The following is an 11,968-nucleotide window of genomic DNA, read 5'->3' as shown; positions in this document are numbered from 1 at the left end:
AATATTTCTTATAGTTGGAAGTCAAAGTAAATTTATAGAATAATTCTTATTCATCGTGTTTTAAACAGGCGATTTCCAGCATCTCCCAGTCCAGGTCGAATATAGCCATGATCGTCAAGTCCAGGGTCTGTTGCGCAGGTTATAACTGATACATCGGGGTGTGTTTTCTTAAGGTGTTCGATACCATGAGGGGTAGATAACAGGCAGGCAAAAAGAATATTTTTTGCCCCTTCTTCTTTGAGTCGTGTCAGGGCAACTGCTGCGCTGTGCCCTGTGGCCAGCATCGGGTCAACAACAATGCACAGACGGTCGGAGATACGGGCCGGTAGTTTCAGATAATACTCAACGGCCTCTAATGTTTCGGGGTCTCTGTACAGGCCAATATGACCAACGGCTGCAAATGGTGCCAGGTCAAGCATGCCATCAAGCAATCCGTTGCCTGCACGTAAGATGGAAATAAAGCACAGAGCCGGGCCGGCCAGCTGCTTGCTGAGCATGGTTTCAAGAGGGGTTGTTATTTCAACCGTTTCAAGAGGGAGGTGGCGTGTGGCTTCATAGCACATGAGCAGACTTAATTCCCGTACGAGGGTACGGAAACTGGCAGTGGAGGTATCGGCTCTGCGTAAAAGTGTCAGCTTGTGCTGGATAAGAGGATGATCAAGCACGGTCAGGTGCGCCGGGTTATATGCTGTCATGATGATGGTATTACTTTGCTTTTAACGGCAGGAACAAACAGAATATGATGATGTGATTTTTACATAATAATCTGTATTACAGTATAGTCTTAGTATCGTACGTCATGAAATATAAGGATTACCCATCATATGGCCATTCAGTATGTCACAGTAACATGGGACCAGCTGCACAGAGATGCGCGTTTGCTGGCTGAAGCTCTGGTGCCCTCAATGCCCTTTAAGGGGATTATTGCTGTGACACGCGGGGGACTGATACCGGCTTCTATCGTTGCCCGTGAGCTTGGGTGCCGTCTGGTTGATACGATTTCTGTGGTAACCTACGATGAAGAGAACCGTGGTGAACCTCAGATCATTAAAGAAGCCAGTGTAGCCGGTGACGGGGAAGGTTTTCTGATAATTGATGATCTGGTTGATTCGGGGGTGACAGCTCGTGTGGTGAGAGAGCGCCTGCCAAAAGCAGTTTTTGCCTGCCTTTATGCTAAGCCGGATGGCCGGGCTCTGACAGATCATTTCATTGCAGAAGTACCGCAGGAGACCTGGGTTCTTTTCCCCTGGGATACGGCCCCGCTGTTTGTTGCGCCACTTGCAGAACGCTCTTTAGAAAAAAAGATTTAATTTTTTCATTTTTGGGGTTGCCAGCTGCGAAAAACCCCCCTAAGTTCCGCCTCAGTTCGGGGCGTGGCGCAGCCTGGTAGCGCGCTTGTTTTGGGTACAAGAGGCCCCCGGTTCGAGTCCGGGCGCCCCGACCATATCTCTCTGGAGGCATGATTATGCCAGCACGGATTTATAAGCAGGCCAAACCCGCAGGTCAGTCAGGACTGGCTGGCACGAAGGAATGGATCCTTGAATACGGGCAGAGTGCTCCTAGGCTGCGTAGCAGGCTTATGGGGTGGAATGGCAGCACAGATGACACCATCTCTCAGATCAGGCTTTATTTCGTTTCCTGTGAAGAGGCTGTTGCTTACGCTGAACGTCATGGTATTCATGCAGAGATAGAAAAAACAGCACAGAGAATTCGTTCTCCTAAAATTTATGCAGATAATTTTGCATATAATCGTGTTGAAAACTGGACCCATTAATTTACTAGAATAATGGTCTGTTATTTCAGGGTAGTATAGCTGCCCTGCCGGGCGCCCTTAGCTCAGCTGGATAGAGCAACAGCCTTCTAAGCTGTGGGTCAGTGGTTCGAATCCACTAGGGCGCGCCAATTTTTTCAAGCAGTTAACAGGTACTTGCTGGCAGATAATCCATCGCCTGCCTGCGTCGTGCAACATTAAGCGACCAGGCTCAGGGTCTGTTAATCCATTGAACTGAGCGGGCTGTTGTGATTCACAGGTTTACCGATGAAGGGCAGGCCTGTGAGTGAGTTGTTTTTGCTTTCTGAGCGCCAGATGACGGATCCAGCCTTTTCCCGCTGGCGCGTGGGGCTCCGCATGTGGATGGCCGGAGTATCACTGCCTGATCCCTTTGAAGAATTACCGGAAATCAAAGCCGCCCTACGACTGGCATCTGTATAAAAACGCCACCTCATTGAAAACATGTCCGCAATCCATAGTCGGTTCCGTTCAGTCTCTGGCATCGTGTCCCACCATTTCTGGAAGACCAGCCTGACGGTAGTTTCCGTCTGTTCGTTTTCAACAGCCCGATGATATTGGTCGGGTCATCAGCCGCGCTTTCGCCGCGGCCAATCGTATCTCTGTTTGCAGGTTGCGTTTGGAAACGGAGAGGGTTTTGCCCGCAGCCATGATGCGGTGGTGTTTAAGGTTGCGGAGGTCGGCTCGGCGGGTAATCATTGCCCGCTGATGGTCGAGATGGTTCTTATATTGGACTTCAGAAACAGAGTGTTTCGTTATCAATGCAACCCATCAAACCCCGGGACTAAACAGGTAGATTCAGGCCTTGTTAATATATTGAGCTGGGTAAGGGTCTTGCCTCTGATACCGACCAGGAAAAATAAAAAATATCGTTAAATATAATTAATGTGATATAAGCCCCGATCGGTGAATTTTTTATCTGAAGTGTGAAACATGCCAAAAAACCCTGCTTCACCAGCAGCCAGAAAGCCAACACCTGCCTCTGTTCCTGTTGAAGAAACTCTTCTGGAAAAGGGTGTGTTGAAGCTCACATCCGTTACCAATGTGCCACCGGTTAAGCGTAAGGCTGGTAGTATACCAGATACGAACCGTATGAGTTTTCTTGCCGGCGCTGTCGTTGGGTATGGGGCTGATGAAAAACTCCACACCTATGTCGCAGATGTCTGGAAAAACCAGGCACAGCTCTGGCCAGATTTTTTTAAGGGATACCCCGCAGTTTATACCAGTGCGGCACCACCGGCTGCCAAAGCGACGGCTGATGACCTTATAAAAGCCCTTTCTGTTCTGATGCGGATCGGCTTTCTGGTGGCTGACACAGCAGATGTTCTGGGAGGTATTGCCCGATCTGACCTGAGAGTTTCACTGAAAGGGCGTAATTTTGTTCTGGGTGAAGAAGGGGATGGTTCAAAACTGTACTGGCCGGGCAATAGAGCCAGTGGTGTTACGATTGGCCCGGGCTACGATATGGGCAACAGGTTACCTGCAAATATCAAAGATGATCTAACCAGTGCCGGCGTTGCTGATATGATGGCTGATATTATCGCTCCGGCAGGTGGTAAATTTAGTTTTGATGCCAAAAATTTCGTTGCTCAGCATAAAGATAAAGTTATATTAAATTCTTTCGAGCAGATTGCTGTTTTTTATAAAGTTGTTCCGAAATATGAAGCACTGGTTGTGAAACATTTACCTGTTTCACTTCAGAGCAGACTGTTTCAGCATGAGTTTGATGCGCTGTTAAGCCTTGCCTGGAACACCTCACGCTATGGTACTTATGGCTGCAATAACGATATTAACCATCTCGATTTTGTTTCTGCTGTATCGAGCTGGCTGACCTTAATAGCGGGCGGCAGAGGTATAGCTTTTCGCAGAGACAGAGAAACAAAAATGCTGACCGACGCGCAATATCAGATCAAAAATCTCGGTAAATCATGGAACATTCAGCTGATGCTCGACGTGATGCCCGGTTTATTAAGGAACAGAGGATGAGCGTTTACATGCGTGCTGCACTCGCTTTGACATGCAGCCTGCTGGCAGTTCAGTCAGTCACAGCAGCACCTGCTACAACAAAAACTCTGCCGGAATGGATGCTGGGGGAATGGGTTGTAACCCATGTTTATCAGTCAAAAAGTATTGACAGAACTTACTTTGATCCAAAACAATCTTATCCCCAGAAACATATAACTATTACTCCCCGACAAATACTTCTGACAGATTTTGGATGTGAAGTAGAAAGCGTTACTCACAGCACAGGGCGTTTTAAAAAAGTGTTTACTGGTGGTATAAGTGGGCCACTGTCTACTGATTATGACAGACTACCTAAATTTCCAGAAAAAGTAACCTATGAAAAGGTAAAATGTAGTCATCGTCTTATTTTTATGAAAGATGATGACTCTCCTGATGGTAAAAAAACACATATTCAAAAAGATACTGCTGCTCAGTGGAATATTATAGTTCACTCACACACAGAAATTGATCTGCCATATTATTATGGCGCTTACCTTCAGCTTCGTAAGGTTACGCCTGCAACGTCATAAAATTATGGTGTATAAGGGATGCACTCACCCTGTCTGGTACGGATCAAAAGCAGCTGAAGAGCAGAATACTACTCTCGAAATCGTCAGGCGGCCTCAGACAAAACGGGGTGTTGTGCTGCTGCCCTGACGATGGATCGTGGAGAGATCATTCGCGTGGGCAACGCGGTGCAGAAGGCTTGTGAAAGACTACGAGCGTTGCGCTTCAACACTCGCCGCAATGCACACCACAGTCTTCGCAGGTTTCATACTGAAAAACGCAGCCCGAGTGCTCACGCAAAGTGCATAACACCTTCTGGGGCGCGCAATTTTCATTTTTTATAATCTATTCCAGAATCTGGCCAGTTATAGGAATATTATATTTTTTTGCTCTGATTATTTCATTTGCAATGAACGCGCGCTCGTTATTTGATGTCGTAGTTCCTCTTCAGCTACTCTTGCTGTTCTCATAAAATGATACAGGTGGTGGCATGTTTGACGCGTTGTTAGCTGAAAAATCAGAGGACGGTCTCCAGAGTATAACGTTGCGCCGGTTAAGTGAGGAGCAACTGCCACCCGGTGATGTGACAGTTCGTATCGAGTATTCAGCTCTGAATTATAAAGATGCCCTGGCTCTGACAGGCAACGGCCCGATTTTGCGCAGCTTTCCGATAGTGCCAGGGATAGATTTTGCAGGCACAGTTGAAAACTCCTCCTGCCTGAGGTTCAGCCCGGGGCAAAAGGTTATTCTCAACGGCTGGGGTGCCGGCGAAAAGCACTGGGGCGGTTTTTCTGGTCTTGCTCGTGTGCCTGGTGAGTGGCTGGTGCCTTTGCCTTCAGCGTTTACAACGCGTCAGGCTATGGCGCTGGGTACGGCCGGCTACACCGCTATGCTGTGTGTCAGAATGTTGCAAAAGCAAGGTGTGACACCCGATTGTGGTGATATTCTGGTCACCGGGGCAACAGGTGGGGTTGGCAGCGTGGCCGTTATGTTACTGGCTCGTCTGGGCTATAACGTGACGGCTGTGACCGGGCGTATGGAAGAAAAAGATACACTGCTCTCTCTCGGAGCCTGTAACGTGATCCCCCGGCAGTTTTTTGAAGGGCAAATTCGCCCGCTTGAAAAGGCGCGGTGGGCAGGTGCCATCGACGTGGCAGGCGGGAAGATGCTCGCTGCAGTCTGTGCTTCTATGCAGTCATCTGGTGTTGTTGCGGCTTGTGGTCTTGCCGCTGGTATGGACCTGCCGGCCACGGTGGCGCCCTTTATCCTGCGCGGTGTTATTCTGGCTGGTGTTGATAGTGTGTACTGCTCTCAATCAGAGCGTCTTGCTGCCTGGCAGGATCTTGCAGCACTGACAGATCCTGCAAAGCTTGAGAGTGTAACGACTGAAATATCTTTATTGCAGGCTGTGTCTGAGGCTGAAAAGCTGCTGAATGGTCAGGTCAAAGGGCGGGTTGTGGTTAAAGTTGCCTGAGTAAACTCAGGCAAGCAAAATGTCAGTGCGATGCCTTGCGCACTGACCTGCGTGCCACGCTTACTGTTGCGCCCAGCAAAGCAATGCCCATAGCCACCCACAAACAGGTGCGTGTGCCACCATCAGGGCTGGCTTTGTCGAAATCGAAAATCAGAGCCACCAGTGCTGAACCGAGTGACCAGCCCATTGTGCGTGCCACAGCCATCATACCGCTTGCGGCACCACTACGATGCACCGGGCCTGCTGTCATAACAGTCAGGTTGTTAGGGGTCTGATAAAACCCGAAACCAATGCCGCATATGGCCATGCGTGGCAGTATATCTGCCAGTCCGGGGTTTGCTGGCATCATTGCGAGGCTGCCAATGCCGCAGGCCAGTAAAACCAGGCCTACACTACTGAGAAGTGAAGCCGGGTGGCGGCTGGCCAGATGGCCGGAGACGGGCGCTGCACAGGCGACAAGGAGCGGCCATGGAGTAACCAGCAGACCAGTCATAACCGGACTATAGTGAAAAAAGTTTTCAAAGAAGAAGGGCAGGGACACATAAGCCATTATCTGAGCCGCATATGCACAGACTGAAGCAGCAATAGAGAGAGCAAATAAAGGAATGCGCAGTAAATCGAGTGGCAGGAGCGGATGAGGCTGTTTGCGCTGATGATAAATAAGAGCAATGGTGCTGGCTATGCAAAGGGCGGCTTCAAGTTCAGCCAGCTTATGTGCTCCTGCGCTCAGAGCATCAACGGCCAGAACACCAAGGCCGAGAGCTCCTGCGTTAAACAGGGCACCTGTCCAGTCAAAACGTGGTGTTTGAGCATGTTTCTGATGGTGGGGGGCGGCATAAAGATAGAGTGACACGGTTACGATGCCGATGGGCAGATTAACCAGAAACAACCAGGGCCATGACGCGACAGAAAGAATGGCTGAGGCCAGCGTCGGCCCAACAGCAGCTGAGAGGGCGACGCATAAGGCGACTGCCGTAAATGCGCGGTGTAAGAGGGGCGGGGGCGTTATTTTGCGCACAATGGCCCCGCTCAGGGCGGCCATAAAGGCACTGCCTGCCCCCTGAGCCACGCGAGAGAGCAGCAAAAGTGGCAGAGTTGAGGAGAGAGCGCAGGCCAGTGAAGCCAGCGTAAACAGTCCAAGCCCGAATGCGTAAACAGCCCGTAAGCCTCGTGTTTCACCCAATGCAGCAGCCGGGAGCAAAAATATAGCAGCTGTAATCTGATATCCGTTGACGATCCAGGTCACCGGGCCGACACCGGTATTCAGGTCAGTTGCAATGGTTGGCAGAGCAATATTGGCAATAGCGGCATCAATACCAGCGAGTACCAGACCCAGCAGAGCACAGGTCATAACGGTACGGCGTTGCCATACGGGCAGATCAGCAGCAGATGGTGAGGTGCGTGTCACAGGTAGTCTTTCAAAGCGTACAGACAGAAAGATGTGAGAGTGGCATGGAGGTGCAGATGTTGTCTTTGCTCTCAGGATCTGACTAGTATCACTTTGATGTTACGAAAGATATGCCGCAGTAACCCCGCGAGGGTGATATCTCTTGCGTGACACAGGGGCGCTGCGGATATAAGCTTGCGGTCAGGTTTTGAAATATAAAAAGATTAAGAGGTATTATGAGTCACGATAGTTCTTTATATGACTCATTTACTTTTATTGACTTATTCGCCGGTATTGGCGGTTTGCGACGTGGTTTTGATGCCATTGGTGGCAAATGTGTATTTACCTCTGAATGGAATAAGTTTGCCCGGCAGACATATCAGGCGAACTATCCTGAGGCCGGGCAGATTTATGGTGACATTACTCAGATAGATACGGCTGATATTCCTGCGCATGACGTGCTGGTTGCGGGTTTTCCCTGCCAGCCGTTTTCTATTGCCGGTGTCTCGAAAAAGAACTCGCTGGGGCGTAGTCACGGCTTTGCCTGTGATGCCCAGGGGACGCTGTTTTTTGACGTTGCCCGCATTATTCGTGATAAGCGCCCGGCTGCATTTTTACTTGAGAATGTAAAAAATCTTGAAAGCCACGACCGGGGTAATACTTTTGCCGTCATTATGAAAACCCTGCGTGAAGAGCTTGGGTATCATGTGTCGTATCGTGTAATTGATGCGAAGCATTTTTTGCCGCAGCACCGTGAACGTATTGCTATTGTCGGCTTTCGTGAGGAAGTGCCTTTTTCATGGGATGCCCTTAAACTGCCAGAGAAAGGGAGCGTGCGTTTACAGAGTATTCTGCATGATGAAAGCGGCAGGGAAAAAGCTGAACTGCCTTATACGTCTGGTGCTAACGCTAAAGTTGATAAAAAATACATTCTGACCGACCGTCTGTGGCTGTATCTGCAAAATTATGCAGCAAAACATAAAGCCGCAGGTAATGGTTTTGGGTTTGGTCTGGTCGGTCCTGATGATACGGCCCGCACGTTGTCTGCCCGATATTATAAGGATGGATCAGAAATTCTTATTAAGCGGGGACCGGGCAAAAACCCACGCCGTCTGACACCGCGGGAGTGTGCCCGGCTGATGGGGTATCCGGATACCTTTAATATTCCTGTATCTGACACGCAGGCATACAGACAATTTGGTAATTCTGTTGCCGTACCAGTTTTTTCTGCCATTGCGCGGATAATGCAGCCTCATATTATCCGGCTGGCCAGAGCTGAATTACAGGCAGAGTATTATGGCAGATGTGCACGATAAGGTAACGCGTAGTCGTAATATGTCCGCTATTCGTGCCAGTGACACCAGGCCTGAACTAATTATTCGTAAAGCGCTCTGGCAGGCGGGGCTGCGGTACAGACTTCATGTTAAAGCTCTGCCGGGGCGGCCTGACCTGGTTTTTCCGCGGTATCGGGCTGTCGTTATGGTGAATGGGTGCTTCTGGCATCACCATGACTGTTATTTGTTTAAATGGCCAGCTTCGCGTGAGGCGTTCTGGCGTGAGAAGATTACGAAAAATGAACTGAATGATGCACGTGTGCTGGCGGTTCTGAGGGAGATGGGGTGGCGGGTGGCATATGTGTGGGAATGTGCTTTGAAAGGGCGTAATAAACTGCCGCTGCCTGAGGTAACTGAAACACTTGGGGGCTGGATACGCTCGGATCAGGATACGTTAGAGATCAGAGGTATCAAAAAGGCATGACAGCTCATGCCCTTATTGCGTAAAAGGCATCATCCTCAATTTTATGAAGTTATAATGATGGTGCAGTCTGTTCTTGAAAAATATCGCTGGCTGGCAACATCTCCGGTCCGTTTTGCCTCGGTTGAGGTTCTGGATTCAGAGCATTTTTCTGTTGACGGTAAAGTCGTGGAGAAGGCGGCTTTGCCTCCCGAAGCATGCGGCAGCAATCCTGGTTCGCTGCGTACTCTGAATTTTCTTGCAGACAGGTGGAAATTTATACAACTGCAGCTTTTTAACCCTCTCATTTATTATGCTGCATTTGGTGATGATATTGTTTTTGACACTCTGGAGCTGTCCTTACGCTCACTGCTCGATATCGGGCAGTATCAGGGGGATATTGCTGTCTTTACAAACAGTGCCGGTGTTGCGCGTCTTGAACAGATGAAGCGGGAACTCCCTCTCACAGGTGATTTTTCTATAGAAGTGCTGGATGATTGTCACAGCGAGGTAGATTTTTACCTGTCCCGTTTCAGATTTTACGATCGGGCTTTTTTTCAGTCGCGGCAGCCGCTGTTGTATCTTGATGTCGATATCTTATGTAACAAACCGGTTGAATCACTTTTAGTTGATCTTGCATTTTCACCGGCGATTCACGTCGCACCTGAAGGCCGGCTGAATGAAGGGAATGATAATTCATCAGGTCACTGGTATGGCTGGCGCATGATGGAGGCTGATGGCATGGGGTTTGATCGCCATCAGAGAGGTTTTTCATCCGGATCAATAGGTTATGGTAATAGCTCTGTAGCATGTGAGTACGCCAGGCTGATTATGCAGGTCGCTCAGGCTTATCGGAAGGAGACGGGGCAGGACCGCCCGTTTATAGGTTATGACCAGTGCCTTGCTAATTATATTTTCCTGAAAGCAAATATCCGCCGCTTTGAACTGATCGGTCAGGCGGTCACGCTGCACAGAATAAAAGAAAATAATCTTGCATTATTTCCCTCTGAACGTCGTGGCTTCATTCATTTTCTTGCCGTACCTTTCCCGATTAAATTCGAGGCTATGAAAATATATAACCAGGATATGAGAAAAAAAATTCAGGAAGAAAGTTTGTAAAGTTTATATTTTTTTGTTACATAACAGGTGTTGTCTACCAGAAAAAAGTGCCTTTTCTTTAAAAGAGAATTTGGGAAAAAATAAAAAAAAGAGGCTTTTTATGGTTGTTTTTATTTCAGGCAGAACTGTAGTGGCCTGGTAAGTAAAAGCTGGTTTTCCCGCGGCTCCGGCTGCGGATGTTCTTGTTTTTACTGTGCCTTCTTTTCTTCAGAAGGCATGTTTGTTCTTATCTCACCTAAGTCGGAGGTCTGAGTATGTAGCAGGGCTGAGTGCTGGTTCTCTCAGTTATAAGACGATCAGTTTCTGATGGTCATACATAGCAACGCGTTTTTGAGTTTTTTTCAAATTTTCAACGAAAAGAGGTTTCTTTTGTTCCCCCGTCTGTCAGTTTCTTTTTCGCGTTGTGTTACATACGTAATTTTTACGTTGTCGTTGTTTGCCGTTTCATCTTCATATGCTGCCGATGCCCTTCCTGATGCGGGTGGTACCCCTGCCACAAACTCCTCCATTGTCAGTAAGAAGGTTGTCGATCAGACGGTGAAACCCGACGAGGCACAGAAATATGCTTTGGGCGAGTTTCGTCTCAAACCAACGATTCCTGGCTTTTTGCGTTCACCTTATGGTCCTCCTTCTTTTGGTGCGCCTTACGGCACAACTCATGCCTTTGGTGACTGGTGGGGCGCGCAGCCCTGGCTGCAAAAGCATGGTATTTACTTTGCCGTGAATATTTATGAAGGCATTTCCGGTAACCCTGTCGGTGGTAAACGTCAGTCACATACTCTTGCCGGGCAGGTTGGTTCTACGCTTGATCTGCAATTTGAAAAATTGCTCAATGCCGGTGAATGGTCCCGTGACCTGTGGCTGCACATGCTGGTTGTGAATGGTAACGGGCAGAATCTCAGTCGCCTGATGGGGGATAATGGTAACCAGGTGCAGCAGATTTATGGCGCACGTGGTAACGTTGTTGCGCATCTGGTCTGGGCTTATTTTGAAAAATCGATGCTTGAGAACCGCCTTGATGTTTCTGTCGGCTGGATTCCACCAGGCACGTTCTTTAACAACTCTCCATGGGTCTGTAGCTTTATGAACGTCTGGCTGTGCGGTAACGTAACACCAGGTAAATATCTGAACGGTGGCCGTGACTGGCCTTCAGGTAATGCCGGCGGTGTTGTTCGTTATATGCCACGCCCTGATGTTTATATTATGGGTGGCGCTTTTGCGGTTTCTCCTCATAGCTATAACGGTGGCATTTCCGGCTGGTCATGGGCACAGAGTGGGATTTCACAGGTCAGCACCGAATATGAAGTGGGCTGGATTCCTGAGTTTGGCCGTAATCATCTGATCGGCCATTACAAGGTTGGCGGTATGTATGATACCTCCCGCTATGAGCGCCTTTATGAAGGTTATACAAAAGGTACTAACCTCGGCGCCCCGACGCAGAACTTTCATGGTCGTCAGGAATCAATCTGGGTTATGGCTGACCAGATGCTGCTGCGTCATGGCAAGGGTGATTCGAATGGTCTGGTTCTGGCTGGTTATTATAACTGGGCCAGTGGTAAAACCTCTCAGATTAATAATCATCTTGTCGGTGCTATTCTTGATACTGGCTGGTACTGGCACAGGCCGCTTGATAGCTGGGGTATTAATGTGCAGTGGGCCTCATTCAGCCGCTCAGCTATCCGCGCTCAGGAGGCAGCAGCTGCAGCCGGTCAGGCGCTGCCTGGCTGGAATTTTGGCGCTCCCTACGGCATCCAGGGGCATGAGACGATTTATGAAGCGTTTTATACTTTCCATGTCCTGACCGGGTTTAACCTGCAGCCTGATTTTCAGTATGTGAATCATCTCGGTGGCTCCACACGCTACAAAGATGCTGCAGTTTTATCTCTGGCTATGACCCTCGCTCTCTGAGGGGCAGAGGCCTGGCGGGGGTGCGGTATGTTATTTTCTTTCTTGA

Annotated in this window: 12 protein-coding genes, 2 tRNA genes and 1 pseudogene; 13 read left to right on the top strand and 2 right to left on the bottom strand. The window is 49.0% G+C overall.

The features are described from left to right. Positions 1-50: 50 nt before the first annotated feature. A complete protein-coding gene (gene upp / locus GOB58_RS03505; protein ID WP_086554894.1) occupies positions 51-695 on the bottom strand; it encodes a uracil phosphoribosyltransferase in 645 nt (214 codons plus the stop codon). A 129-nt stretch (positions 696-824) separates the two neighbouring features. On the opposite strand from upp, the gene gpt reads away from it, so the two are divergent. The 9 genes and pseudogenes from gpt (at position 825) to acuI (ending at position 5,774) form a co-directional block, all read left to right on the top strand. After that, the gene (gene gpt, locus GOB58_RS03500; RefSeq protein ID WP_086554895.1) at positions 825-1,310 is read left to right on the top strand and encodes a xanthine phosphoribosyltransferase; all 486 of its coding nucleotides are present in this window, start codon (positions 825-827) and stop codon (positions 1,308-1,310) included. A gap of 57 nt (positions 1,311-1,367) precedes the next feature. Next, positions 1,368-1,444 (top strand) — tRNA-Pro (locus tag GOB58_RS03495). 21 nt (positions 1,445-1,465) lie between these two features. Then, positions 1,466-1,774, top strand: a complete 309-nt coding sequence (locus GOB58_RS03490) for an ETC complex I subunit (RefSeq protein WP_173559366.1) — start codon at positions 1,466-1,468, stop codon at positions 1,772-1,774. Positions 1,775-1,825: 51 nt separating this feature from the next. Beyond that, positions 1,826-1,902: transfer RNA gene (locus tag GOB58_RS03485), tRNA-Arg, on the top strand. Between the two features lie 136 nt (positions 1,903-2,038). Further along, entirely contained in the window at positions 2,039-2,212 is a 174-nt protein-coding gene (locus GOB58_RS03480; RefSeq protein ID WP_173559365.1) for a hypothetical protein, read from the top strand. Positions 2,213-2,722: 510 nt separating this feature from the next. Beyond that, positions 2,723-3,775, top strand: a complete 1,053-nt coding sequence (locus tag GOB58_RS03475) for a lysozyme family protein (protein ID WP_173559364.1) — start codon at positions 2,723-2,725, stop codon at positions 3,773-3,775. Next, positions 3,772-4,323, top strand: a complete 552-nt coding sequence (locus tag GOB58_RS03470; protein ID WP_173559363.1) for a hypothetical protein — start codon at positions 3,772-3,774, stop codon at positions 4,321-4,323. The genes GOB58_RS03475 and GOB58_RS03470 overlap by 4 nt, the downstream gene beginning before the upstream one ends. A 49-nt stretch (positions 4,324-4,372) precedes the next feature. Continuing rightward, positions 4,373-4,609: pseudogene (locus GOB58_RS03465) on the top strand (transposase); the annotation flags it as partial. Positions 4,610-4,790: 181 nt separating this feature from the next. Continuing rightward, positions 4,791-5,774 carry an acrylyl-CoA reductase (NADPH) gene (acuI, locus tag GOB58_RS03460; protein WP_173559362.1) on the top strand — a complete coding sequence of 328 codons (984 nt, stop codon included), beginning with the start codon at positions 4,791-4,793 and terminating at the stop codon, positions 5,772-5,774. Positions 5,775-5,796: 22 nt separating this feature from the next. Here acuI and GOB58_RS03455 read toward each other — a convergent pair whose 3' ends face one another. Then, a complete protein-coding gene (locus GOB58_RS03455) occupies positions 5,797-7,182 on the bottom strand; it encodes an MFS transporter (protein ID WP_265792320.1) in 1,386 nt (461 codons plus the stop codon). Positions 7,183-7,397: 215 nt separating this feature from the next. On the opposite strand from GOB58_RS03455, the gene dcm reads away from it, so the two are divergent. The 4 genes from dcm (at position 7,398) to GOB58_RS03435 (ending at position 11,922) form a co-directional block, all read left to right on the top strand. Next, on the top strand, positions 7,398-8,477 hold the full coding sequence (gene dcm, locus GOB58_RS03450) for a DNA (cytosine-5-)-methyltransferase (RefSeq protein ID WP_173559361.1): 1,080 nt from the start codon (positions 7,398-7,400) through the stop codon (positions 8,475-8,477). After that, complete coding sequence (locus tag GOB58_RS03445) at positions 8,458-8,919, top strand: very short patch repair endonuclease (RefSeq protein ID WP_173559360.1); 462 nt, start codon at positions 8,458-8,460, stop codon at positions 8,917-8,919. Before dcm ends, GOB58_RS03445 begins: the two co-directional genes overlap by 20 nt. Positions 8,920-8,973: 54 nt before the next feature. Next, positions 8,974-10,014, top strand: a complete 1,041-nt coding sequence (locus GOB58_RS03440; RefSeq protein ID WP_173559359.1) for a hypothetical protein — start codon at positions 8,974-8,976, stop codon at positions 10,012-10,014. A 369-nt stretch (positions 10,015-10,383) separates the two neighbouring features. Continuing rightward, positions 10,384-11,922 (top strand): carbohydrate porin, encoded by a 1,539-nt coding sequence (locus GOB58_RS03435; protein WP_212337472.1) that lies wholly within the window; start codon positions 10,384-10,386, stop codon positions 11,920-11,922. Positions 11,923-11,968: the final 46 nt, after the last annotated feature.

The sequence above is a fragment of the Acetobacter thailandicus genome (genome assembly GCF_011516655.1).
GTDB lineage: Bacteria > Pseudomonadota > Alphaproteobacteria > Acetobacterales > Acetobacteraceae > Acetobacter > Acetobacter thailandicus.
Note: the sequence above shows the minus strand (reverse complement) of the source record. Positions and strands in the feature narration are given on the sequence as shown.

Coding starts and splice junctions, on each gene's coding strand:
- acuI (WP_173559362.1), top strand. CDS start 4,791: ATGTTTGACGCGTTGTTAGCTGAAAAATCAGAGGACGGTCTCCAGAGT.
- dcm (WP_173559361.1), top strand. CDS start 7,398: ATGAGTCACGATAGTTCTTTATATGACTCATTTACTTTTATTGACTTA.
- GOB58_RS03445 (WP_173559360.1), top strand. CDS start 8,458: ATGGCAGATGTGCACGATAAGGTAACGCGTAGTCGTAATATGTCCGCT.
- GOB58_RS03440 (WP_173559359.1), top strand. CDS start 8,974: ATGATGGTGCAGTCTGTTCTTGAAAAATATCGCTGGCTGGCAACATCT.
- GOB58_RS03475 (WP_173559364.1), top strand. CDS start 2,723: ATGCCAAAAAACCCTGCTTCACCAGCAGCCAGAAAGCCAACACCTGCC.
- GOB58_RS03470 (WP_173559363.1), top strand. CDS start 3,772: ATGAGCGTTTACATGCGTGCTGCACTCGCTTTGACATGCAGCCTGCTG.
- GOB58_RS03480 (WP_173559365.1), top strand. CDS start 2,039: ATGAAGGGCAGGCCTGTGAGTGAGTTGTTTTTGCTTTCTGAGCGCCAG.
- upp (WP_086554894.1), bottom strand. CDS start 695: ATGACAGCATATAACCCGGCGCACCTGACCGTGCTTGATCATCCTCTT.
- gpt (WP_086554895.1), top strand. CDS start 825: ATGGCCATTCAGTATGTCACAGTAACATGGGACCAGCTGCACAGAGAT.
- GOB58_RS03490 (WP_173559366.1), top strand. CDS start 1,466: ATGCCAGCACGGATTTATAAGCAGGCCAAACCCGCAGGTCAGTCAGGA.